21 protein-coding genes and 1 pseudogene are annotated in these 22,017 nt (G+C 65.0%); 10 read left to right on the top strand and 12 right to left on the bottom strand.

What is annotated here, in order from left to right; genetic code table 11:
* Position 1 precedes the first annotated feature (1 nt).
* Genes P24_RS16975 through gatC form a run of 4 tightly spaced genes read right to left on the bottom strand, consistent with a single transcriptional unit; the run spans position 2 to position 3,909 of the window.
* Entirely contained in the window at positions 2–676 is a 675-nt protein-coding gene (locus tag P24_RS16975) for an HAD-IA family hydrolase (protein ID WP_008945979.1), read from the bottom strand.
* Between the two features lie 5 nt (positions 677–681).
* Positions 682–2,139 (bottom strand): Asp-tRNA(Asn)/Glu-tRNA(Gln) amidotransferase subunit GatB, encoded by a 1,458-nt coding sequence (gatB, locus tag P24_RS16970; protein ID WP_008945978.1) that lies wholly within the window; start codon positions 2,137–2,139, stop codon positions 682–684.
* Positions 2,140–2,143: 4 nt separating this feature from the next.
* The gene (gene gatA / locus P24_RS16965; RefSeq protein WP_008945977.1) at positions 2,144–3,622 is read right to left on the bottom strand and encodes an Asp-tRNA(Asn)/Glu-tRNA(Gln) amidotransferase subunit GatA; all 1,479 of its coding nucleotides are present in this window, start codon (positions 3,620–3,622) and stop codon (positions 2,144–2,146) included.
* The gene (gatC, locus tag P24_RS16960) at positions 3,622–3,909 is read right to left on the bottom strand and encodes an Asp-tRNA(Asn)/Glu-tRNA(Gln) amidotransferase subunit GatC (protein ID WP_008945976.1); all 288 of its coding nucleotides are present in this window, start codon (positions 3,907–3,909) and stop codon (positions 3,622–3,624) included. The genes gatA and gatC overlap by 1 nt, the downstream gene beginning before the upstream one ends.
* A gap of 81 nt (positions 3,910–3,990) precedes the next feature.
* On the opposite strand from gatC, the gene ruvX reads away from it, so the two are divergent.
* The 5 genes from ruvX to P24_RS16940 all read left to right on the top strand — a co-directional run bounded on the left by ruvX (position 3,991) and on the right by P24_RS16940 (position 7,825).
* On the top strand, positions 3,991–4,491 hold the full coding sequence (gene ruvX / locus P24_RS16955) for a Holliday junction resolvase RuvX (RefSeq protein WP_008945975.1): 501 nt from the start codon (positions 3,991–3,993) through the stop codon (positions 4,489–4,491).
* A gap of 11 nt (positions 4,492–4,502) precedes the next feature.
* On the top strand, positions 4,503–5,429 hold the full coding sequence (locus tag P24_RS16950; RefSeq protein ID WP_008945974.1) for an AEC family transporter: 927 nt from the start codon (positions 4,503–4,505) through the stop codon (positions 5,427–5,429).
* 81 nt (positions 5,430–5,510) lie between these two features.
* Positions 5,511–6,029: a hypothetical protein gene (locus P24_RS20180; RefSeq protein ID WP_156816360.1), complete on the top strand. Its 519-nt coding sequence runs from the start codon at positions 5,511–5,513 to the stop codon at positions 6,027–6,029.
* 145 nt (positions 6,030–6,174) lie between these two features.
* Positions 6,175–7,413, top strand: coding sequence for a CaiB/BaiF CoA transferase family protein (locus P24_RS16945; RefSeq protein WP_040708225.1), 1,239 nt, complete (start codon positions 6,175–6,177; stop codon positions 7,411–7,413).
* Between the two features lie 25 nt (positions 7,414–7,438).
* Positions 7,439–7,825 carry a RidA family protein gene (locus P24_RS16940; RefSeq protein WP_008945972.1) on the top strand — a complete coding sequence of 129 codons (387 nt, stop codon included), beginning with the start codon at positions 7,439–7,441 and terminating at the stop codon, positions 7,823–7,825.
* A 3-nt stretch (positions 7,826–7,828) separates the two neighbouring features.
* On the opposite strand, the gene P24_RS16935 is transcribed toward P24_RS16940, so the two are convergent.
* Entirely contained in the window at positions 7,829–8,449 is a 621-nt protein-coding gene (locus tag P24_RS16935) for a DUF6445 family protein (RefSeq protein ID WP_008945971.1), read from the bottom strand.
* A 150-nt stretch (positions 8,450–8,599) separates the two neighbouring features.
* Between P24_RS16935 and P24_RS16930 the strand changes: the two genes are divergently transcribed.
* The 3 genes from P24_RS16930 to plsY are packed head-to-tail and all read left to right on the top strand — an operon-like array spanning position 8,600 to position 11,524.
* Positions 8,600–9,613: an aspartate carbamoyltransferase catalytic subunit gene (locus P24_RS16930; RefSeq protein WP_008945970.1), complete on the top strand. Its 1,014-nt coding sequence runs from the start codon at positions 8,600–8,602 to the stop codon at positions 9,611–9,613.
* A complete protein-coding gene (locus tag P24_RS16925) occupies positions 9,610–10,893 on the top strand; it encodes a dihydroorotase (RefSeq protein WP_008945969.1) in 1,284 nt (427 codons plus the stop codon). Before P24_RS16930 ends, P24_RS16925 begins: the two co-directional genes overlap by 4 nt.
* Before the next feature lie 22 nt (positions 10,894–10,915).
* Complete coding sequence (plsY, locus tag P24_RS16920) at positions 10,916–11,524, top strand: glycerol-3-phosphate 1-O-acyltransferase PlsY (protein WP_408962321.1); 609 nt, start codon at positions 10,916–10,918, stop codon at positions 11,522–11,524.
* A 71-nt stretch (positions 11,525–11,595) separates the two neighbouring features.
* Here plsY and P24_RS16915 read toward each other — a convergent pair whose 3' ends face one another.
* Positions 11,596–11,784 carry a hypothetical protein gene (locus P24_RS16915; protein WP_156816359.1) on the bottom strand — a complete coding sequence of 63 codons (189 nt, stop codon included), beginning with the start codon at positions 11,782–11,784 and terminating at the stop codon, positions 11,596–11,598.
* Positions 11,785–11,910: 126 nt separating this feature from the next.
* On the opposite strand from P24_RS16915, the gene P24_RS16910 reads away from it, so the two are divergent.
* Positions 11,911–13,602 (top strand): putative bifunctional diguanylate cyclase/phosphodiesterase, encoded by a 1,692-nt coding sequence (locus P24_RS16910; protein WP_083859847.1) that lies wholly within the window; start codon positions 11,911–11,913, stop codon positions 13,600–13,602.
* 41 nt (positions 13,603–13,643) lie between these two features.
* Here the strand turns inward: P24_RS16910 and P24_RS19465 are convergent, their stop codons facing one another.
* The 6 genes from P24_RS19465 to P24_RS16880 all read right to left on the bottom strand — a co-directional run bounded on the left by P24_RS19465 (position 13,644) and on the right by P24_RS16880 (position 21,605).
* Entirely contained in the window at positions 13,644–14,987 is a 1,344-nt protein-coding gene (locus P24_RS19465; protein WP_008945965.1) for a flagellar hook protein FlgE, read from the bottom strand.
* 81 nt (positions 14,988–15,068) lie between these two features.
* Positions 15,069–15,749: a flagellar hook assembly protein FlgD gene (locus tag P24_RS16900; RefSeq protein ID WP_008945964.1), complete on the bottom strand. Its 681-nt coding sequence runs from the start codon at positions 15,747–15,749 to the stop codon at positions 15,069–15,071.
* A 14-nt stretch (positions 15,750–15,763) separates the two neighbouring features.
* Positions 15,764–17,695, bottom strand: a complete 1,932-nt coding sequence (locus P24_RS16895) for a flagellar hook-length control protein FliK (RefSeq protein ID WP_008945963.1) — start codon at positions 17,693–17,695, stop codon at positions 15,764–15,766.
* 192 nt (positions 17,696–17,887) lie between these two features.
* Entirely contained in the window at positions 17,888–19,243 is a 1,356-nt protein-coding gene (locus P24_RS16890) for a pentapeptide repeat-containing protein (protein WP_008945962.1), read from the bottom strand.
* 104 nt (positions 19,244–19,347) lie between these two features.
* On the bottom strand, positions 19,348–20,874 hold the full coding sequence (locus tag P24_RS16885) for a helix-hairpin-helix domain-containing protein (RefSeq protein ID WP_008945961.1): 1,527 nt from the start codon (positions 20,872–20,874) through the stop codon (positions 19,348–19,350).
* On the bottom strand, positions 20,874–21,605 hold the full coding sequence (locus P24_RS16880; protein ID WP_008945960.1) for a vWA domain-containing protein: 732 nt from the start codon (positions 21,603–21,605) through the stop codon (positions 20,874–20,876). The genes P24_RS16885 and P24_RS16880 overlap by 1 nt, the downstream gene beginning before the upstream one ends.
* 139 nt (positions 21,606–21,744) lie before the next feature.
* Here P24_RS16880 and P24_RS16875 point away from each other — a divergent pair.
* Positions 21,745–22,017: pseudogene (locus P24_RS16875) on the top strand (DNA-processing protein DprA); the annotation flags it as partial.

Raw genomic sequence — 22,017 nt, 5'->3', positions numbered from 1 at the left:
GTCAGTCCTCCCGGTTTAGCAGGGTGGCGGCCAGTGCTGGATAGTCATGCACCAGATGGTGCGCCCCGGCGGCCTGCAGCATCTCCGCCGAATGGTACCCCCAGGACACGCCAACGGCCAGTGTGCCGGCCGCCCGTGCCATCTCGATATCGTAGCTGGTATCGCCGATCATCACCGTATCCGCCGCTTCCACGCCGATTTCCGACATGGCGGAGGTCAGCATGAAAGGGTGCGGTTTGCCCGGCCCGTCATCGGCGGTGCGCAGCACCACGAAGCGGTCGCGCAGCCCGTGCATGTCCAGTACCGCCAGCAGGCCGCGCTTTGCCTTGCCGGTGGCGATGCCCAGCAGCCAGCCAACGGCGGCCAGCCTGTCCAGTGTTTCAACGACGCCGGGATAGAGCGGTTCCCAATGGTCGGGCCGGTGGCGCATTTCGAAGAAGACCGACCTGTAGGCCTCGGTCAGCCCGTCATGCAGCGCGTCATCGCCATCCGGGGCCAGCCGCGCCAGCGCCTGGCGCAGCGGCAGGCCGATACCAGTGCGCACCAGCTCCGCCGGCGGGGGCGGCAGATCGTGGCGGGCGAACGCGGCCTGCGCCGCCGCCACGATGTGATGCTGGCTATCGACCAGCGTGCCGTCGCAGTCGAAGACCGCAAACTTCAGGGCAGTGGTGGACATGGCCGTCAGGCCAGCTTGCTTTTCAGCAGCTCGTTCACCATCCCCGGATTGGCCTTGCCCTGGCTGGCCTTCATCACCTGGCCGACGAAGAAGCCGAACAGCTTGTCCTTGCCCGACTTGTATTCCGCCACCTTGTCCTGGTTGGCGGCCAGCACCTCGTCGATCACCTTCTCGATGGCGCCGGTGTCGGAGACCTGCTTCAGCCCCTTCTCCTCGATGATCGCATCGGCATCCTTGCCGGTCTCGAACATCTCGGCGAACACGTCCTTGGCGATGCGGCCGGAGATCGTGCCGTCCTTGATGCGGGCGATCATCCGGCCCAGCGCCTCGGCCGAGACCGGGCTGTCGGCGATGTCCTTGCCGGCAGTGTTCAGCTGGCCGAACAGTTCGGTGATGACCCAGTTCGCCGCCAGCTTGGCATCGCCGCTGGATGTCACGACCTTCTCGTAGAAGCCGGAGGTCTCCTGCTCCGCCACCAGCACGCCGGCATCATAGGCCGACAGGCCGTAATCCTGCATGAAGCGCTGCTTCTTCGCGTCCGGCAGTTCCGGCAGGCTGGCCTTGATCTTCTCGATCCGCTCCTCGGTCAGGACCAGCGGCAGCAGGTCGGGATCGGGGAAATAGCGGTAATCATGCGCATGCTCCTTGGAGCGCATGGAGCGGGTGACACCCTGACGCGAATCGAACAGGCGGGTTTCCTGGTTGATGGTGCCACCCTCCTCAATCACCTCGACCTGGCGGCGCGCCTCATACTCGATGGCCTGCTTCACGAAGCGGATCGAGTTCACATTCTTGATCTCGCAGCGCGTACCGAAGGGGTCGCCGGCCTTGCGCACCGACACGTTGGCGTCGCAGCGCATGGAGCCTTCCTCCATGTTGCCGTCGCAGGTGCCGAGATAGCGCAGGATGGCACGCAGCTTGGTGAGATAGGCCGCCGCCTCGTCGCCCGAGCGCAGATCCGGCTTGGAGACGATCTCCATCAGCGCCACGCCGGAACGGTTCAGGTCGATGTAGCTCTTGCTCGGATGCTGGTCATGCAGGCTCTTGCCGGCATCCTGTTCCAGATGCAGCCGCTCGATGCCGATTTCCCGGGTCGTGCCGTCCGGCAGATCGACCAGCACGATGCCCTCGCCGACGATCGGTTTCTCATACTGCGAGATCTGATAGCCCTGCGGCAGGTCGGCATAGAAGTAGTTCTTGCGGGCAAACACGCTGGTCCGGTTGATCGCCGCATTCAGGCCGAGGCCGGTCTTGATCGCCTGATCGACGCAGACCTTGTTGATGACCGGCAGCATGCCCGGCATCGCCGCATCGACGAGGCTGACCTGGCTGTTCGGCTCCGCGCCGAAGGCCGCCGAGGCACCGGAGAACAGCTTGGCGTTGGAGGTGACCTGCGCGTGCACTTCCAGGCCGATGACGACCTCCCAGGTGCCCGTGCGTCCCTCGATCAGCAATCCGCTCATGCTCTTACTCTCCCGCCAGGAAGGCCGGCTTCGCGCCGAACGCGGCCGCCTTCTCGATCACCCGTCCGACCTTCAGCACCGTCTCCTCGTCGAAGGCCTTGCCCAGCACCTGCAGCCCCAGCGGCAGCCCGTCGGCGGAAACGCCCGACGGTACGGAGAGGCCTGGAATGCCGGCCAGGTTCGCCGGCACGGTGAACACGTCCTGCATATACATGGCGACTGGGTCGTCCATCTTCTCGCCGATGGCGAAGGCCGCCGAGGGCGAGGTCGGCGTCAGGATGACGTCGCACTGCTCATAGGCCTTGCGGAAATCCTCGGCGATCAGCGTGCGGATCTTCTGCGCCTTCAGGTAATAGGCGTCGTAATAGCCCGCCGACAGCACATAGGTGCCGATCAGCACGCGGCGCTTCACCTCCGCCCCGAAGCCGGCGGCGCGGCTGTTCTCATAGAGACCGTCCAGCGTGTCGCCCGCGACGCGCAGCCCGTAGCGCACGCCGTCATAGCGCGCCAGGTTGGACGACGCCTCCGCCGGCGCGATGATGTAGTAGGTCGGCAGCGCATGCTTGGTGTGCGGTAGGCTGACCTCCACAGGCTCCATGCCGGCGGCCTTCAGCCAGTCGATGCCCTGCTGCCACTGCTGCTCGATCTCGGCCGGCATGCCCTCGACGCGATATTCCTTCGGGATGCCGACGCGCAGACCTTTCACCGAGCCTTCCAGAGCGGCGCGGTAATCGGGCACGGCGATATCGACCGAGGTGGAATCCTTCGGATCATGCCCCGCCATGACGCCCAGCATGACCGCCGCGTCGGTGACGCTGCGGGTCATCGGCCCGGCCTGATCCAGCGAGGAGGCGAAAGCGACGATGCCCCAGCGCGAGCAGCGCCCATAGGTCGGCTTCAGCCCGACGATGCCGGTGAAGGAAGCCGGCTGACGGATCGATCCGCCAGTGTCCGTGCCGGTGGCGGCGATGGCGGCATGCGCGGCCACGGCAGCCGCCGAGCCGCCCGAGGAGCCGCCGGGCACCAGCGGACGGTTGTCGCCCGGCTTGCGCCAGGGGCTTTCCACATTGCCGAAATGGCTGGTGATGTTGGCCGAGCCCATGGCGAACTCGTCCAGATTCAGCTTGCCCAGCATGACCGCACCGGCGTCCCACAGCTTCTGCGTGACGGTGGACTCGTAGGTCGGCGTGAAGCCTTCCAGGATGTGGCTGCCCGCCGTGGTCTGCACGCCCTTCGTGCAGTACAGGTCCTTGATGCCAAGCGGCAGCCCGTCCATCGCGCCGGCATGGCCCTTGGCGCGGCGCGCGTCGGACGCCTTGGCCATGTCGAGCGCCTGTTCCGGCGTCTCCACGATATAAGCGTTCAGGTGGCGCGCCTGCTCCATCGCCTTCACATAGGCGCCGGTCAGCTCGGTGCTGGAGAAATCCTTCTTGGCGAGGCCGTCCAGCGCCTCTGCCATCGTCAGTCCGGTAAGAGACGCCATTATTCGACCACCTTCGGCACCACGTAATAGCCATGCGCCGCTTCCGGCGCGTTCGCCAGCACATCCTCCTGGATGTTGCCGTCCGTCACGGCGTCCTCGCGCTCGGGCAGCAGCCGCTCGACGACGCTGCTCATCGGCTCGACGCCGTCGGTATTCACGGCCTGCAATTGCTCGATCCAGTCCAGGATGCCGGACAGCTCCTTGGTATAGAGGTCCAGCTCTTCCTCGTTGAGTTTAATGCGCGCCAGGCGGGCGACATTCGCGACGGTGGCCTTGTCCATCGACATGCTGTAAGTCTTCCTCGCGGAAACGGCGGAAAGCCGCAGGATTCAGGGATTCATGAAACGCGGCGGAAAGTAGCACCGGGCATGACGCACCGCAACCCCGACACCCTAATTCCGGAAACGCCGGGAACGGCCATCGCCCGTCTGATCGCCGGGCTGAAACCGCGCCAGCGGCTGCTGGGGCTGGATGTCGGCTCCACCACCATCGGCCTGGCGATTTCCGACTTCAGCCAGGCCATCGCCACGCCGCTGGAAACCATCGCCCGCACCAAGCTGATGAAGGATATCGAGGCGCTGCGGAAGATCGTCAAGGAACGCGAGGTCGGCGCGCTGGTGATCGGCCTGCCGGTCAGCATGGACGGCACCGAGGGGACGCGCTGCCAGTCCACCCGGCAGTTCGCCCGCAACATCGAGCCGCTGGGCCTGCCTTATGGCTTCTGGGACGAACGCCTGTCCACCGCCGCCGTTACCCGGCTGATGATCGACGCCGACATGACCCGCAAGCGGCGCGGCGAGCTGGTGGACAAGATGGCCGCCGCCTACATCCTGCAAGGCGCACTGGACGCGGCGCGGCAGGCACGTTAAGCCGTCATCCCATGTCTTCCGTCCTGCCGGCCCTTGGCCCCATCTTCCTGATCATCCTGCTCGGCGCGCTGCTGCGGCGCGGGCTGATGGCGCATCTTGGCCTCACCAACGGCTTCTGGGACGCGGCGGAGCGGCTGACCTACTTCATCCTGTTTCCGGCGATGCTGCTGACCCGCACCGCGACCGCCAGCATCGGCGACCTGCAGGTGGTGCCGATGGCCGCCGCGCTGACCGCACCGATCCTGCTGATGATCGGCGGCCTGCTGGTGATGCGCGAGCGCATCCCCATCGACACGCCGGGCTTCACCTCCATCCTGCAGGGCACGATCCGGCCGAACATCTATGTCGCGCTGGCCGCCGCCGGCGGGCTCTACGGTGCCGCCGGCAACACGCTGGTCGCCATCGCCATCGGCGTGGTCGTGCCCTTCGTGAACGTGCTGTGCGTCGTACTGCTGACGCGGCTGATCGGCACCGCCGATCCGGGGCCGCGCGCGCTGGCGAAGGCGCTGGCCAGCAACCCGATCATCCTGTCGGTCTGCGCCGGGCTGGTGCTGAATGCGCTGGGCATCGGGCTGCCGCCGGTGATTGGCCCGACGCTGGACATCATCGGCAAGGCCGCCCTGCCGCTCGGCCTGCTCTGCGTCGGCGCGGGGCTGAATTTCAGCGCGCTGAAGGCCGGCCGCACCGGTATCGTGCTGGCCACCCTGCTGAAGCTGCTGGGACTGCCGCTGCTGGCGGCGCTCGCCTGCCTCGCCTTCGGGGTCGAAGGCGTGACCGCCAAGGTGACGATCCTGTTCAGCGCGGCGCCGGCGGCGGCCTCCTCCTACATCCTCGCCCGGCAGCTGGGCGGCGACCATCAGCTGATGGCCGGCATCCTGACCGTGCAGGTGATCGCCGCCGCCGCAACCCTGCCCCTCATCGTCATGGCGCTGCTGTAACAGCTAAAATCAATATTTACATTTCACCGAGTAAAAATTATCAATATATTATAAATAACATTAGATTTTTGGTTAAATGAAATGTCTAAAGAAATTCCATTAAAAAGTGATGATATTGAAGCTTTATCCAAAGCAATTGGAAGCTTGATCATAGCCTGGTCATTAATAGAAAGCATATTAGATATATGGCAAACAATTATTAATAAATTTCCCAAAACCAATATCGAAATGGGAGAAATGGGCAGGTTAAATAAATATAAAATTAAATTTATAAGGGAAAATATTTCTAAAATAGATGATTTATCTAGTTATAATGATATAATAATTGATTTATTGAATGATATTGAATTAATTTTAAAAACTAGAAACACTATATCTCACTGTTACCCTTCTGGCTTAAGGGTCAGTGACTCTACTGTTATTTTTAGATCACTAGAGCTAGTGGAGAAAAAAACTTCTCACAGGGTCAAGGATAGAAGTATGCATATAAATAAAATTTGCAAAGACGCCATTCTTTCACAAGAAATATATGGAAAAATGCTTAAAATAACGAACGAAATATTAGATAAATTTTTTCCAGATTACAAGATAATAGATTAAATCATTGTCCCCAAGTGCACATTCCGAAGTTAAACATATTCCCTTCACCTCCTAAGCATAGGGGGTCGCGCACAGGCTTGACGCCCCCTTCCGGTTCGGCCACCGTCGCGGACCTGTAATCGACCCAAACATCCGGCGGCATTCCATGAGCACCCCCACTCCCGGCGCGACCCCTGGGCCCTTGGCCGGCATCCGCGTCTTCGACCTGACCCGCATCCTGGCCGGCCCCAGCGCCATGCAGCTGCTGGGCGACCTTGGCGCCGACATCATCAAGATCGAGCGGCCGGGACAGGGCGACGATACGCGCAAATGGGGGCCGCCCTACATCAAGGACGCCGACGGCAACGACACCACGGAGAGTGCCTATTACCTGTGCGCCAACCGCAACAAGCGGTCGGTCACGCTGGATATCTCGAAGCCCGAGGGGCAGGCGCTGGCGAAGAAGCTGATCGCCCAGTGCGACGTGCTGGTGGAGAATTACAAGACCGGGGGCCTCGCCAAATACGGGCTGGATTATGCCAGCCTGAAAAAGGAATTCCCGCGCCTGGTCTATTGCTCGGTCACCGGCTTCGGCCAGACCGGCCCCTATGCGGAGCGCGCCGGCTACGATTTCGTGGCGCAGGGGCTGGGCGGCATCATGTCGATCACCGGCGAGGTCGAGGGCGAGCCGGTGAAGGTCGGCGTCGGCATCGCCGACCTGATGTGCGGCATGCATTCCGCCGTCGCCATCCTGGCGGCGCTGCGCCACCGCGACGCTACCGGCGAGGGCCAGCATATCGATGCCTGCCTGCTGGACACCCAGGTCTCCTGGCTGGTGAACGAGGCGACCAACTATCTGGTCTCCGGCCAGGTGCCGGTGCGGCGCGGCAACGCGCACCCCAACATCGTGCCCTATCAGGTGTTCAAGGCTTCGGACGGCTACATCATCCTGGCCTGCGGCAATGACGGGCAGTACCAGCGCTTCTGTGACTTTGCCCAGGTCAACCATCTTGCGAGCGACCCGCGCTTCCTGACCAACCCGGACCGCATCCGCAACCGAGAAGAACTGATCCCGCTGATCCAGGCGGTCACCGCCACCCAGCCGGTCTCTTACTGGGTGGACGGGCTGGAGCGCTGCAACGTGCCGTGCAGCCCGGTGAACCGTATCGACCAGGTGTTCGAGGACCCGCAGGTGAAGGCGCGCGACCTGACCGTGCAGATGGACCATCCGCTGTCACCCGACCCGGTGACGATGCTGGCCTATCCGCTGAAGCTGTCGGGCACGCCCGCGACCTACCGGCTGCCGCCGCCGCTGCTGGGCCAGCATACCGACGACATCCTGTCGGATATGCTGAACATGAAGGCGGAGGACATCGCCGCCCTGCGCGAGAAGGGCGTGGTTTAACCGATACGATTAAGGGAGAGCCGTCATGCTGGTGAAGCACAATCCGAAGAGCGTTCCGGCCCCGGTCGGCAGCTATGTGCAGATGGTTGAGGTGCGCGACCGTCCGCGCTGGTTGCATATCTCCGGCCAGGTCGGCGTGACGCCGGACGGCACCCTGCTGCAAGGCTTCGAGGCGCAGTGCGAGCAGGCGCTGAAGAACCTTGTCGCCTGCCTGGAAGCCGCCGGCATGAGCCTGGACGATCTGGTGAAGGTCACCATCCTGATGACCCGGCAGGAAGATGTGCCGGCCTACCGCGCCGTGCGCAAGCGCGTGCTGGGCGATGCCCAGATCGCCTCCACCCTGATGATCGTGGCGGGCCTCGTCACCCCGGATTTCCTGATCGAGATCGAGGGCGTCGCCGCCGGCGTGTGAGCCCTATTGCTTCGGCGCAGGCTGGAAGAACAGCAGCTGGATCAGCCGGCCATTCTCCGGTGTGGTGCCGAACTCGATGCCGCTGGTGTGCCACAGGAAGGGGCGGAACAGGACGCAGCGGTTGAAGCGCATCGGCAGCGTCAGGATCTTCTCCCATTTCGACAAATCGTTGCCGTCCCGCCCGATGATCGTGTCCACCGCCGTCTGCCGCGTCGGCATGCCATAGACACGCTGCGCTTCCTCGTCGCTGACCGGCGCGCGCTCGGTGCCATATTCCCTGTGCCGGTAGAACTCCGTCCCGCCCTGGCAATGTTCCGGCAGGGTGAGATAGACGATGCCGGCCCACACGCAGTTCGGATCGACATGGATTTCCGCCGGGCGCGGGTCGCCGGCCAGCGCGATGCGGCAGCGGCCGTGCGCCATGCGGCGGTTGCCGACGACCGGCTCATGCAGGATCTGGCTAAACATCCGGTCGGTTTCCGGCGGCAGCATCGATTCCCGCGAATTCTTGCCGGGGTAGAACACGGTCCCTTCCGGCTTCGGGTAGGTCATGGAGAGCGCCTGCGCGCGGACCTCCAGCGCGTTGGTGTAGAAATCGTCGATGATGATGGTGTTCAGCAGCACGATGGCACCTGCGAGAAAGCCCCTGGAAGCGGGCTGATACAGCAGAACGGTTACCGTTTTACGAGGGTTCCCGGCATTGCGGATTTTCGGGGCGCGGCATCGGAAAGCGCCGCTTGCGGCGGGCCTGCGCTCTGCCTATAGTCGCGGCTCATGACCGCCGAAACAGACGCTCCTACCGAACCCTGCGCCTTCTACCGCTATCGCCATTTGCTGGGCATCGAAGGGCTCCACCCGCCGGAGATCGCCGGTCTCCTGGACCTCGCCGATTCCTATGTCGAGCAGAGCCGCCGGCCGGAGAAGAAATCCGCCATCCTGCGCGGCCGCACGCTGATCAACCTGTTCTTCGAGAATTCGACGCGTACCCGCACCAGCTTCGAGCTGGCCGGCAAGCGGCTGGGCGGCGATGTCATCAACATGTCGGTCGCCTCCTCCTCGGTGAAGAAGGGTGAGACGCTGATTGACACGGCGATGACGCTGAACGCCATGCATTGCGACGTGCTGGTCATCCGGCACGGCGAATCGGGGGCGGTGAAGCTGCTGTCGGAGAAGGTGAACTGCGCCGTCATCAATGCCGGCGACGGCAGCCATGAGCACCCGACCCAGGCCCTGCTGGACGCGCTGACCATCCGCCGCCGCAAGGGCCGTATCGACGGGTTGCAGGTCGCCATCTGCGGCGATGTCGCTCACAGCCGCGTCGCACGCTCCAACATTCATCTGCTGACCACCATGGGCGCGCGCGTGCGCGTGATCGCGCCGCCGACGCTGCTGCCGACCGCCATCGACCGGCTGGGCGTCGAGGTGTTCCACGACATGCGCGAGGGGCTGGCCGGCTGCGACATCGTGATGATGCTGCGCCTGCAGACCGAGCGGATGAAGAGTGCCTATGTCCCCTCGCAGCGCGAATATTTCCACTTCTTCGGCCTGGATTACGAGAAGCTGGGCCTCGCCAAGCCGGACGCCCTCATCATGCATCCGGGGCCGATGAATCGCGGCGTGGAGATCGACACCGACGTGGCCGACGATATCGACCGCTCGCTGATCCACCAGCAGGTGGAGATGGGCGTGGCGGTGCGCATGGCCTGCCTGGATGTGCTGGCGCAGAACCACGCCGCCTTCCTGGCCAACAAGCCGAACAGCCCGAAATCGGGGACTGGCCTTAAATGAGCAAGCGCATCCTGTTCAAGAACGCCCGGCTGATCGACCCGGCAAGCCGGCTGGACCGGCCCGGCGACCTGCTGGTCGAGGGCGAGGTCATCGCCGGCATCGGCACGCTGGACAGTGCCATGGCCGATCAGGTGATCGACTGCGGCGGCAAGGTGCTGATGCCGGGGCTGGTCGATATGCGCGTGCAGATCCGCGAGCCCGGCGAGGAGCACAAGGAGAACCTGACCAGCGCTGCCCATGCGGCGGCGGCCGGCGGTATCACCAGCCTGGCCATGCTGCCCAACACCCAGCCGGTGATCGACGACCAATCGCTGGTGGAATTCATCGCCCGCGAGGCCCGCAAGATCGGCCTGGTGAAGATCTTCCCCTACGCCGCCGCGACACGCGGGCTGCAGGGCAAGGAACTGACCGAGATGGGCCTGCTGACCGGCGTCGGCGCGGTCGGCTTCAGCGATGGGGTGAAGGCAATAGCCAGCGCGCAGGTCATGCGGCTGGCCCTGTCCTATGCCCGGACCTTCGACCAGCTGATTGTACAGCACCCGGAAGAACCCAGCCTCACCAACGAGGCCGGCATGAATGAAAGCGAATGGGCGACGCGTCTCGGCCTGCCCGGCATTCCGGCCGCCGCCGAGACCATCATGGTGGAACGCGACCTGCGCCTGCTGGAACTGACCAACAGCCGGCTGCATTTCGCCCATGTCTCGACCGCCGCCGCCATCGAGGCGATCCGCAAGGCCAAGGCGCGCGGGCTGAAGGTCACCTGCGACACTGCCCCGCCCTATTTCACGCTGAATGAGACCGCCGTCGGCGACTACCGCACCTTCGCCAAGCTGTCCCCGCCGCTGCGCAGCGAGGCCGACCGCCAGGCGGTGCTGGATGGCATCGCCGACGGCACCATCGACGCGATTGCCAGCGACCACAGCCCGCATGACCAGGATTCCAAGCGCCTGCCCTTCGCCCAGGCGGAGGCCGGCGCGGTGGGGCTGGAAACGCTGCTGGCGCTGACCCTCGCACCGGTGCATCAGAACAAGATGAAGCTGATGGCCGTGCTGGCGGCGCTCACCTGCAAGCCGGCTTCGATCCTGGGGCTGAAGCTGGGCCAGCTACAGGAAGGCTGGCCGGCCGACCTGGCGCTGGTCGATCTCGACCGGCCCTGGCGCATCGAGGCCGCGAAATTCCGGTCCAAGTCGAAGAACAGCCCGTTCGACACGCTGCCGGTACAGGGCCGCGCCCTGCGCACCATGGTGAACGGCAAGACGATCTTCGAGCTGGACGCCTGAGGCAACTGCCATGCCGGACCCTTTGGGCGATCTCTCCTATACCTGGCCGTTCTACGCGGCGGCGCTGTTCGGCTATCTGCTGGGCTCCATCCCGTTCGGGCTGGTGCTGACAAAGCTGGCCGGGCTGGGCGATATCCGCAAGGTCGGTTCCGGCAATATCGGCGCCACCAACGTGCTGCGCACCGGCAGCAGGAAGCTGGCCGCCGCCACGCTGCTGCTGGATGGGGCGAAGGGCGCCGTGGCGTTGCTTATTGCTGGCATCTGGGGGCCGGACATGGCGGTGCTGGCAGCCGCCGGCGCCATGCTGGGGCATTGCTTCCCGATCTGGCTGAAATTCAATGGCGGCAAGGGCGTGGCGACGGCGCTGGGTATCCTGATCGCTATCGCCTGGCCGGTTGGCCTGCTGGCCTGTGCGACATGGCTGGCGGTGGCGGCGCTGTTCCGCTATTCCTCGCTGGCCGCGCTGGCGGCGCTGGCGCTGGCACCGCTCTATGCCTGGTATCTGGCCGATCCGCAGCGCATGCAGCTGGCGCTGTTCATCGCCTTTCTGGTCTGGCTGCGCCACCGCAGCAACATCGTCCGCCTGCTGCGCGGGCAGGAAAGCCGCATCAACCTCGGCAAGAAGGGCTAAGCCACTATCACCTGGCCGGCGAAACCGCATTTGCCGTTTCAAGCCTGAGTTTCATTCCGAAAACGGAATGATCAGATGCCCTGATGCATCATCAGGAGGACGGCGAGCAGCGCCAGCCCGCCCGCCAGCGCGTAGCCCAGCATGGGACGATCCCGAAAATAGGCGCTCTTCAGGAAGCGGAATCGCAGCAGCACCAGCAGAATCACAATCGCCAGCAGGGCGATACTGTGCCAGTCGGGACGGAAATCGAACAAACTCACACCCCCCTCTGGCAAACGTCAAGCGCAGGGCAGGCAAGCGGGCCGCACTTCCTATTAATTGTGAAAATCATTCTGTTATATATTGTTAGGAGGAACGCACTGATGCAGTGACCCCAGGGTGAGAAAATGAGCATCAACCTGGCACAATCCGCAAGAAGACGGACATACGTCAAGACAGGGATAGGCAGGCTGGCGGATCACCCGCTCTTTTCCGCCGCCATAGTGCTGTGCCTGTTGGTCGTGATCACGCTGATCGTCTATCTCGCGGGCGGCACACAGAGCGCCACGCCGCACCTCTATTATATTCCCATCTTGTCCGCTGCCTTCCTGTCCGGGCCGACCGGCGGCATTGCCGTGGCCCTGCTGGCCGGACTCGCTTGCGGGCCGCTCATGCCGCTCGATGCCAACGCGGGCACCGCGCAGGACACGGTCAACTGGCTGATTCGTGGCGGCGGCTTCCTGCTGATTGGCGGGCTTGCCGGACTGATAAGCCGGCAATTTGCCCGGCATATGGAGAACTTCCGGGACTTCGCCCTCCATAGCCCGACCACCGGCCTGCCGAACCGTGCCGCCCTCCTCGACCGGTTGACGGATCAGATCGACCGCAGGCCGCAGGCCGCCACCATGCTTGCCATCCTGAAAGTTCGCCTGACCAAGACCGAGGAAATCATCTCTACACTGGGTTACGATCAGGGCGAACATCTTATGCAGCTGCTTGCAACGCGCTTGGAAAGCACAGCAGCAGGCAAGAATGGCATCTACAACATCAATCCAAGCCGGCTGGCGACGATCATTGAGGCAGAAACTGTAGAGCAGGCACAGGCCACAGCCGACGCACTGCTGGAAGACGTCCGCCGTCCGGTTATTCTGGAGGGCATCCCGGTGGCCGTCGACGCCCATATCGGCATTGCCCTATACCCGGACCATGGACAAACCGCTGTCGAGCTGCTGCGCGCCGTATCGCAGGCGGCGGAAATCGCCGTTGCGCGCGATCTCGACAATTTCGTCTTCGAACCAGCCACGAGCGAGAACTTCCGCAACCGCCTGCTCCTGCTGTCCGATCTGCGCGCGGCCCCGCGGACTGCGCAGCTCATGCTGCATTACCAACCGATGATCGACCTTGGCAGCGGTCAGTGTGTCGGCACCGAGGCGCTGCTGCGCTGGTCCCACCCGACACGCGGCATGATCCCGCCGGGCGAGTTCATCTCGCTTGCGGAAGCGACCGGTATGATATCGCCGCTGACCCTCTGGGTTGCGCGAACAGCCATCCGTCAGCTTAAAATCTGGCAGGAAGCTGGTATCGGCCAAGCGATCAGCATCAACCTGTCGGCCCGTGATCTCGACAATCCCCGCATGGTGAACGAGATCGAGCAGCTGCTGCGGGATTTTCAGGTCGCCCCGTCGCGCCTCATCCTTGAAGTGACGGAAAGCGCGGTCATGCACTCCTACATGACCGTCATTCCGCTCCTCGAACGGCTCACCGGCATGGGATGCAAGATCGCCATAGACGATTTCGGTACCGGCTACTCCTCGCTTGCCTGCCTGCGCCATCTACCGGCTGCAACGTTGAAGCTGGACCGTAGCTTTTGCGTCGATATCGCCACCGACACGAAGCAGCGCCACATCGTCCAGGCGACGATAGGGATGGCACATGAGCTGGAGCTGAAGATCGTCGCCGAGGGGATCGAGAATGAACAGGTGCTGAAAGAAATGCGCCAATTGGGCTGTGATATCGCGCAAGGCTACCACATCTCCCGCCCGGTGCCGGAGGCCGACTTCCGCAAATGGCTTGAGGCAAACGGAAAACCCCCGGCCTGATGGCCGGGGGTTCCGGAGGAGCAGAGCGTTCCTGACGGCGGTTACCGCTTCATACGGATCGCTTCGTCCAGCATCTCGTCGCCGGTGGTGACGATGCGGGTCGCGGCCGAATAGGCACGCTGGGCGATGATCAGGTCGGCGAATTCCTCGGCCGTATCGGCGGTGGAACTTTCCAGCGTTTCCGGACGCAACTGGCCGTGGGCGCCAACACCGGGCCGGTTCAGCACCACGTCACCGGAGTTCGAGGTGATCGAGAAGGCGTTGCCGTTATCGCGGTCCAGACGCGCCTGCGCCGGGAAGGTGGCGGTCGGAATCTGATAGATCGCGCGGGTCTGACCGTTGGCGAACACACCTGTCACCAGGCCGTTCTCGTCGATGATCACCTGATCCAGGCCGGACGGCGCGCTGCCATCCTGGTTGGCCAGCTTCAGCTCATAGCCGCCGGAGAACTGGGTCAGACCATCCGCCTGCCCCGGCGTGCCGAGATCAAGGGTCAGCGGCAGATCGTCCGGCAGCTCCGCGCCCGAGACATCGAGGTCGGCCTGCGGAATGGTAATGTCCAACGTACCATCGGCGTTCAGCGTGAAGGCCGCACCCACCGCCGTGAAGGCATCGGTGCTGAGCGGGCCGGTAAGGCCGCCAGCGCCGGAGAACTGCACCGTCGCGGTCGCGCCTGCGATGGCGTTGAAGGTACCGGTGCTGTCGGTAATGCCGGCCGTCATCGTCCATTCGTTGGCGTTCGCCGTCTTGTCCCACTGGAAGGTCAGCGTCTGCCGCGCGCCCAGCGAGTCGAAGATCGACAGGTTGGTCGATTGATGCGGCGTCACCGCGGCGTTGTCCTGGCCTGCCGGCAGGTTGGCGGTGATCGACACATTCTGCGTCGGCTGGCCGACCGAGGAGAAGCCGGCCACATTCACCGTCTGCAGGCTGGTCAGCTGGTCCTGGCTGGTGGAATTGACGATGGTGCCATCCGAATTCAGCAGCCAGCCCTGCAGGTAGTAGCCGCCGGAATTGACCAGATTGCCGTCCTTGTCCGCCGTGAAATCACCGGCGCGGGTGAACAGGAAGCTGTCGGAATTGTTCGCCGCGCTCGCCGCCTTGTTCACCACGAAGAAGCCGTTGCCGGTGATGGAGATGTCGGTCTTGCTGTCCGACGTCTGCAGCAGGCCCTGCTTCTGCGGGTCATAGAACGGCCGCAGCGTCACGCCACCGGGCGAGAAATTACGCGCCACGCTCTTCGAGGTGACGAAGTTGGAGAATCGGCCCTCGACCTCCTTGTAGCCAATCGTGTTCACGTTGGCGATGTTGTCGGAAATGATGCCGAAATTGCGGGACTGGGCGCTCAACGCCGAGATACCCGAATAGAGACCACCAAGAACGCTCATTTGCTTCTGCTCCTTCTCTCAAGGGACGGTTTCCGGCCGTCCATGCTCATGCTCTGCTCGAAAACTCTTCCGACCGCCGCCTCAGGCGGCCGACTCCTTCACTGAAATCACCTTGTCCAGCAGGATGTTCAGGCCGTCGCCCAGCGACAGGACCGGGCCCAGACCATCAGGATCCTTGGAGACGCCGGTGACGCGCGAGGTCATGCCGATGGCGGCGCTGACAGCCTTGCCGTCACGATCCAGCGCGCTGACACGCAGCGCATAGGCACCGTCAGGCAGCGGGTTGCCGGCATCGTCCTTGCCGTCCCAGGTGAAGTCGTGCCTGCCGGCCTCGTACTCGCCGTCCAGCGTGCGGACCACATTGCCCTCGGAGTCGACGACCCGCAGCGTGTTGCTGATTGCCCCTTCCGGCAGGACGTAGGTCCAGTTCGCCTCGCCTTCCTGCAAGGCCGCGATCTGGCTCTCGGCCGTCACATACTTGCCGATATAGGTCATCGCCGAGGCCTGCTCGCCGACCACCTGCAGGGCAATCAGCGATTCCAGGTTCTGGTTCTGCCGGATCTGCTGCTCGACACCACTGAACAGCACCAGCTGATTGGTGAATTCATGCGTATCCATCGGGTTCAGCGGATCCTGATTGCGCAGCTGCGTCGTCAGCAGCGTCAGGAAAGTGTCGAAATTATCCGCAAGCTGAGCCTGGGATATCGAACTGTCGCGGGTCGCGGTCGTTGTGCTGGTGCCGCTCACGCCATCTACAGCCATCTCAACTCTCCTCTTTAAACGCTGACATCGACGAGGGCATCCAGGCGACGCACGATGCCGTCCGCCGGGGCCTCGACCATTTCATCGCCCTGGCCGAGGACGCCACCGCGCCCGCCAGAGCCCTTGCTGCCGCCGCTGCCTTCACCCGTCTGGCCATCGCCCCTCAGGTTGAAGCTCAGCGACTGCTGATCCATTTTCATGCCGGCATCCTGCAGCGCGCGCTCCAGGTGGTGCGCATCGCGGCGCAGCCAGTCCAGCGCTTCCGCCTTGTCGGCGGAGATCACCGCCTGCAGCCGCCCGGCCTGATCGACCTCCATGCTCACCTCGACCTTGCCCATGGCTTCCGGGCGCAGGTGGATCGTCACCTTGCGCACATCATCCTTGGCGGCGTTGTGCAGCTGGATGGCGACCTGGTTGCTGACCGGCATCGGCGGGCGTGGCGCTGCGGGCGCCGATGCCTGCGCGGCAGCGGCAGCACTGGCGGCCTGTGTCCCCGGCGTGCCGGAAGCCGTCGGCGTAGCGACAACGCCCTCGCCCGGACGGGCCGTGCCGGCGGCCATCGGTTCGGCGCCCTGCGCCTCGCCCTGGGCCTTGGCCAGCAGGGTGGTGAAACTGTCATTTGCCGTGGTCCCGGCCATGCCCGGACGGTCCGCGCCGGCAGCCTGCTGCGGCTGATTGGCGGCGGCATTCTGGCCGGCGGCGTGGCCGTTGCCCTGGCCATTGGCGTTGCCGCCACCGCCGGCATTGGCCTGCGCACCACCGGACGAGGATGCGCCAGCCGGCGTGCCGGCGCCCTGGCCGGAAGCGGCAGGTGCTGCGGGTTCACCCGCGCCACGCGCACTCCGCCCGGCATCCGCCGCCAGGGATTCGAGGCCCGGCTCCGGCGTGCCGTCAGCGGCAGCCATTGCAACAGCGGCGGTAGCGGCGCCATTCTGCGCCTGGGCCGGCGTCCCCTGCTCTGCAGGCTGGGACTGAACCGGCGGCGTACCGGCGAGGCGCGCGTCGGCTGACGCGGCCTCCACCGGCTGCTCTTTGGCCTCGCCTGCCACCGTCGGCACGGCCGCATTCTGCGCCGTCGTCTGAACTGTCTTCGTTGCGCCATCACTGGCGGCCGCATCCACCGCGCCGGCCTGAGCGTCAGTCGCGGGGGGCGTCGCCTGAGCAGCAGCGTTCTGAGCGCCAGCGCTGGCCTTCACAGCAGCCTGCGCCGTGCCGGCTGATGCATTGCCAGTCGCATTTGCTGTTTCGGCCCCAGTGTCGGCCTTGGTCTTTTTCTGCCCGGCCGGATCGGCGACGGGAGCTGGCGCCTGAACCGTCTTTGCGGCGGCTTCGGCCTGCGTGGCCTCGCCTTCGGCAGAGTCGCCGGCAGCAACCGCAACCGGGGCCGGAGTGCTTTCCGGAACCTCCGGCATGTCGCCGGGCATTTCGGCAGCATCCGTCACCGCAGGCGCACCAGCCTGCTGCGTCTCCGCCGGTGCCGATTCAGGGGCTGTCGTGTTCTGACCTGCAGCCTTGGCAGTATTGTCGCTGGTGTCAGCGGCCTTGGTAGCGGTCGGCTGCTTGGTTTCCTGCGGAACTTCAGCGGCTGCGTCCTGAGGCTGCTTCGACGCCTGGGCAGCTGTCGTATCTGCCGGACGCTCGGCCGGAGGGGTGGCGTTCGCCGCCGCTGCCGCGCGCTTTTCTGCCCGCTGATCGGCCCGGTGTTCAGCCCGGCGATCTGCACGATCTTCGACGCGGTCAGTGCGGGCCGGGTCGCGGCGGGCAGCCGCCACATCCTCGCGGCGACTTGCCGATTGCCGCTCTTCCGCCCGGCGTGTTTCGGCGTCCTTCAGGAAGCTGCGAAACGCGTCACTGCGCTCCGCCTCGTCGCGAGCCATCGTCTCGCGCCGGGCGAACAGGGAGGAGGCAGCCTCGCTATAAAGCCGGTCGGTCTTCTGCAGGTCCATCGGGTCGCACCTCGCACATGAAAGTCGGGCTTCCAGCAGCAAGGCGCGGGCCAGTTACAAAAACGCTTTATTTTCAGATAATTAAATGGACGGGACGGCCGGCAAGTTGCGCCCCGGGCAGGTGTATCCCGGCATTTTCTGCTCGCTGACCAGCCCTTGTGCGGCAAATATTGCCGGGCAGAGTTCCGGGTTCTAGCCGCGCGGCAGGCCGACCACGCCGCGCACATCGGCGCCATTCAGCTTGGCCCCGCGAATGTCGGCGTCGGTCATGTTGGAGTCCAGCAGCACGGCATCGCTGAGGTTGGCACCGCGCAGGTTGGCGCCGGTGAGGTCAGCCCCTTCCAGATCGGCGGCGAACAGGTCGGCGCCGGAGAAATCGCACTTATCCAGCCGGGCATGGCTGAGCTTGGACGGCCAGTAACCGATGGTCGCCCCCTCGATCGGCACCGGCCCGAGGCGCGCGCCGGTCAGGTTCGCGCCCGACAAGGTGGCCCGCGACAGGTTCACGCCGCGCAGATCGGCATAGGACAGATCGGTCTCGCGCAGGTCAGCGAAGGACAGATCGGCCATCATCAGGCCGACCTTCGCCATATTGCCCTTCTTCAGAACGACGAAGGTGAACTTGCCGCCAGCGAGGTTGAGGTCGCTGATATTCTCGCCGGTCATGTCGAGTTCGGAGAAATCGACACGCTTGCCTTCCAGCCCGCCGCTGTCGATCCACAGCACATGCTCCTCGACCGCATTCTTCAGGCTGACCGAGGCATTCTCCAGCCGGCGCGCCATGCGGGCATTGTCGGTCTTGGCGACGGACAGATCGACCGCGTCCAGGATCGCGCCCATCAGGTCGGAATCCTTCAGGTTGGTGGACAGCAGCGTCGCCTGGCTCATGATCGCGCCATGCAGGATCGCGCCTTCGAGGTTGGCGTGCGACAGGTCTGCGCCCAGCAGGTTGCAGCCGGTCATGTTCGCCTTCGACATGTCGGCGCGGATGAATTTGGCGCCGCGCATGATGGCGTCGGTCAGGTCGCTCTGCATGATGAAGGCGTTGGACAGCTTGGAGCCGCTGAGGTCGGCGCTGCGCGCATTGATGGAACGGGCATCGGCGGCGGTACCGGTCTCCTTCTCCATCGGCGTCAGCTCGCCCTTGCTGGACTGGAACAGCATCCCGTCGCGCAGGTCGGATTCGATCACCCGGGCGCCGATCAGCTTGGCCTTGCGCATGCGGATGCCGCGCAGGTCCGACTTCTTGATGTCGGCGCCGGTCAGGTCAGCCTCCGACAGATCGGCGGCAAACAGCACCGATCCGTGGAACTTGGTGTTCTTCAGCGTGGCGCCGATCAGGCGGGCGCCGGTCAAATCGGCATCAGACAGGTCGGCCCCGGTGAAATCCAGATAGGACAGGTCGGCCATCTTCAGATTGGCCCGGATGCCGCCGCGCTTGCGCTCCAGGAAATGCTTGTGCCGCTGCAGGATCGGTACAAGGTCGTCCTGCGTATAGCGCTGCCGGGACATGGCGCCATTGCTCTTCAAGTCGCCGGCACTGGACATTGTCGGTTCCTGTCTTTGCCCTCCGCCGGGCGGAGGCAGCCGTTGGCGGCATGTGTAGCCGCTCTTGGATGTTGGAAATGATTTTACCGCGCTTTGGCGGGAAGTCACGCTTTGCCGCCACCGGCACCTTGCCCGATCAGCGCGGCGGCCGCCTCGGCACGGCTTGCATAAGGCCGCAGGAAGCGGCTGTCCGGCCCGAAGGCATCCGCCGCCAGCCGGTAGGCCGCCACCAGATCCGGGGCCGTTTCCGGCGTCGGCGGGCCGGCGGCGAAGCTGACCCGCAGCCGTTTCAGCCGTTCCAGCCGCCCTTCTGCCTCGGCAACGGCCTGTGACAGCGGCAGGCCATCCGGCAGGCGCAATGATTCCAGCAGGGGGTTGCCCTCAAGGTCCGGCAGCCGGTGCCAGGCAGCGACCAGCGCCTCGGCATCGTCGGGGGAGCGTTCCAGCACAGCCTTCAGCCGCATAACCGCCGGCAGGGCCGCCGCCATCCGGCCCAGACGCTCGGCCTCGCCTGAGAACTCGGTGTGCTGCCACAGCAACGGATGGTGGGACCACAGGAAGGCCTGCCGCATAAGGTCGCCAGCTTGAAGCGCCTTGCGCAGATCGCCGGCAATCAAGTCCGGCGCGGCGTCCGAGGCGGGGAAGCTGTCGATGTCCAGCGCCGCGCGGCGCGCACACCAGGGGCACGGCCCGGCAGATGCGGCCCGAAAGTGCCCCATGACATGAACAGGATCGTCGGCGCACAGCACCAGATCGCCAAGCGCCTCGTCCAGTGCCGCTACCCATTCCGCCGGGCTTGGCCGCGCCTCCGGCCGGCGGTGCCCGTCCACGAAGCAGCGCCGCACCAGCCCGCGCAGTGCCGGATGCAGCGCGTTCGGCGTCATCGCGAACGGCCCGGGCCGCTGCGGACTGATTGCAAGGCCCGGATAATGGCCGGCCTGCACCAGCCCATCCAGTGCCGGCGGATCGTCCGGCCCCTGCCAGATCCCGGCAAAGGGGTGATGCCCCAGCAGCAGCATGTGGATCAGCACGCCCAGCGCGAAACGGTCATGGCTCTGGCTGCGGTCGATGGCGGCGAGGTCCTGGCCGACCAGTTCCGGCGGCACGAAGCCCTCCGCCCCCACCGCGCAGCGATGCACCTGGCCGGCCAGACTGAACTGCACGGAATCGGCATCGATCAGGCTCAGCCTTGCCCGGGCGTCGATCAGCAGGTTCTCCGGCTTCAGATCACCGATGACGATGCCGGAATCGTGCAACCGCCCCACAAGACCGGCCAGCCGGCGCGCGGCGACATGCAGATGATACCAGGTGAAGCCGGGCGCGTGGGCCAGCCGCAACCGCGCATTGGCCAGTACGGTGAGCGGCTGCGCCCCCTCGACCCGCGGCATCAGGAAGCCGATGGTCTGCCCCGCCTCGTCCCGCAGCGCCGAGGATGGCCAGGCCACGCCCTCCAACGACCGCGCCGGATGGCGCAGCAGCGCCGCCAGCTTCTCCGCGCGTTCCGGGGCGAGCCGGTGATAGAGCTTCGCCACCTGTCCCGGGCTATCGGTGGCGCACAGCCGCCCCTCCCCGCCTTCGGCCAGCACCGCCCCCAGCGTAACCGGCAGGCCGGTGGCGGCATCGACCGGCATCAGCAGGCCCAGCCCTCGACCGGCGGCAGGTCGATATCGTCGGGATCGACCCGCGCGGTGGAGAGCCGCCGCATCGAGCTGGACAGCCAGCGGAACAGCGCGCCGAAGCGCACGCCCTTCAGCTTCAGCGGTGGCCGGTCGGGCGGTGACAATTCAGCCAGCAGCGCGAAGTCGGCGCCCTCGACGCCGACCGCGAAGAAGGCCAGCTTCTTCTCCCGCTCGCCCTGCCGGATTGCCGCCGCCGCCTCCCGCCATACCTCGCCATCGGTCGGCGCGCCATCGCTCAACGCGAACAGCCAGGGCCGGTGATAGGGCACGCCGGCCTCGCGATAGAGCCGCTTGCGCGCCTCGATCATGTCCAATGCCACCAGCAGTGCCCCACCCAGCGGCGTGTCGCCTGCCGCCTCCAGCGCCGGCACGGTAAACTCCGCGGTGCGCGCAAAGCCCTTGGCCACACCGATGCCGCCGCCGCAGGTGACGATGGCGAGGTCGAGACGGAGCCGGGTCAGCGGATCGGCCGCGATGTCGGACAGGAAGGCGGCAATGCCGGCATTCAGCTCCGCAATCGGCGCGCCATCCATGGAGGCAGAGCAATCCAGCACCAGCACGACCGGACAACGCGTTTCCAGATTATCGGCAAAATCGCGGACATCGCCGACCAGCTCGACGAACTCCGCGTCGATGGCCTTGTCGATCCGCCAGCCGGAAGAAACCACCATATCTTGCGCCATGGGCCGAGAATACCACAACAGCACCGATAAATTGAAGAAGATAGCTGAATCACCCTCAATGGCTGCATATAAAGGTGTATAGAGTGACACAACACAACCTTTGCTTGACGCCACTGTGAAGCCCCGCTCATGCTGGCGTATGACCCGCAGCGCCCTGCCCTCCCCGCCAACCGCCGAGCAAAGGCTGGACTGGCTGCGCCTGATCCGCACGGAGAATGTCGGCCCGGTCACCTTCCGCCAGCTCGTCGCGCGCTTCGGCGACCCGACGACGGCGCTGGCGGCCCTGCCGGAGCTGGCCCGCCAGGGTGGGCGTACCAAGCCGCTGGCGGTCGCCAACCGGGCGGCGGCCGAGCGCGAGGTGGCGGCCCTGCAGAAGCTGGGCGCGCGGCTGCTGACCCTGGCCGCCCCGGAC

The sequence above is a fragment of the Oceanibaculum indicum P24 genome, from assembly GCF_000299935.1.
GTDB lineage: Bacteria > Pseudomonadota > Alphaproteobacteria > Oceanibaculales > Oceanibaculaceae > Oceanibaculum > Oceanibaculum indicum.
The sequence above is the reverse complement of the archived record's forward strand: the minus strand, read 5'-3'. Positions and strand labels throughout refer to the sequence as shown.

Coding starts and splice junctions, on each gene's coding strand:
- P24_RS16940 (WP_008945972.1), top strand. CDS start 7,439: ATGCTGGTGAAGCACAATCCGAAGAGCGTTCCGGCCCCGGTCGGCAGC.
- gatC (WP_008945976.1), bottom strand. CDS start 3,909: ATGTCGATGGACAAGGCCACCGTCGCGAATGTCGCCCGCCTGGCGCGC.
- ruvX (WP_008945975.1), top strand. CDS start 3,991: ATGACGCACCGCAACCCCGACACCCTAATTCCGGAAACGCCGGGAACG.
- P24_RS16930 (WP_008945970.1), top strand. CDS start 8,600: ATGACCGCCGAAACAGACGCTCCTACCGAACCCTGCGCCTTCTACCGC.
- P24_RS16950 (WP_008945974.1), top strand. CDS start 4,503: ATGTCTTCCGTCCTGCCGGCCCTTGGCCCCATCTTCCTGATCATCCTG.
- gatB (WP_008945978.1), bottom strand. CDS start 2,139: ATGAGCGGATTGCTGATCGAGGGACGCACGGGCACCTGGGAGGTCGTC.
- P24_RS16885 (WP_008945961.1), bottom strand. CDS start 20,874: ATGCCGGTCGATGCCGCCACCGGCCTGCCGGTTACGCTGGGGGCGGTG.
- P24_RS16925 (WP_008945969.1), top strand. CDS start 9,610: ATGAGCAAGCGCATCCTGTTCAAGAACGCCCGGCTGATCGACCCGGCA.
- P24_RS16910 (WP_083859847.1), top strand. CDS start 11,911: ATGAGCATCAACCTGGCACAATCCGCAAGAAGACGGACATACGTCAAG.
- P24_RS16895 (WP_008945963.1), bottom strand. CDS start 17,695: ATGGACCTGCAGAAGACCGACCGGCTTTATAGCGAGGCTGCCTCCTCC.
- P24_RS20180 (WP_156816360.1), top strand. CDS start 5,511: ATGTCTAAAGAAATTCCATTAAAAAGTGATGATATTGAAGCTTTATCC.
- gatA (WP_008945977.1), bottom strand. CDS start 3,622: ATGGCGTCTCTTACCGGACTGACGATGGCAGAGGCGCTGGACGGCCTC.
- P24_RS16945 (WP_040708225.1), top strand. CDS start 6,175: ATGAGCACCCCCACTCCCGGCGCGACCCCTGGGCCCTTGGCCGGCATC.
- P24_RS16890 (WP_008945962.1), bottom strand. CDS start 19,243: ATGTCCAGTGCCGGCGACTTGAAGAGCAATGGCGCCATGTCCCGGCAG.
- P24_RS16975 (WP_008945979.1), bottom strand. CDS start 676: ATGTCCACCACTGCCCTGAAGTTTGCGGTCTTCGACTGCGACGGCACG.
- P24_RS16880 (WP_008945960.1), bottom strand. CDS start 21,605: ATGGCGCAAGATATGGTGGTTTCTTCCGGCTGGCGGATCGACAAGGCC.
- P24_RS16900 (WP_008945964.1), bottom strand. CDS start 15,749: ATGGCTGTAGATGGCGTGAGCGGCACCAGCACAACGACCGCGACCCGC.
- P24_RS19465 (WP_008945965.1), bottom strand. CDS start 14,987: ATGAGCGTTCTTGGTGGTCTCTATTCGGGTATCTCGGCGTTGAGCGCC.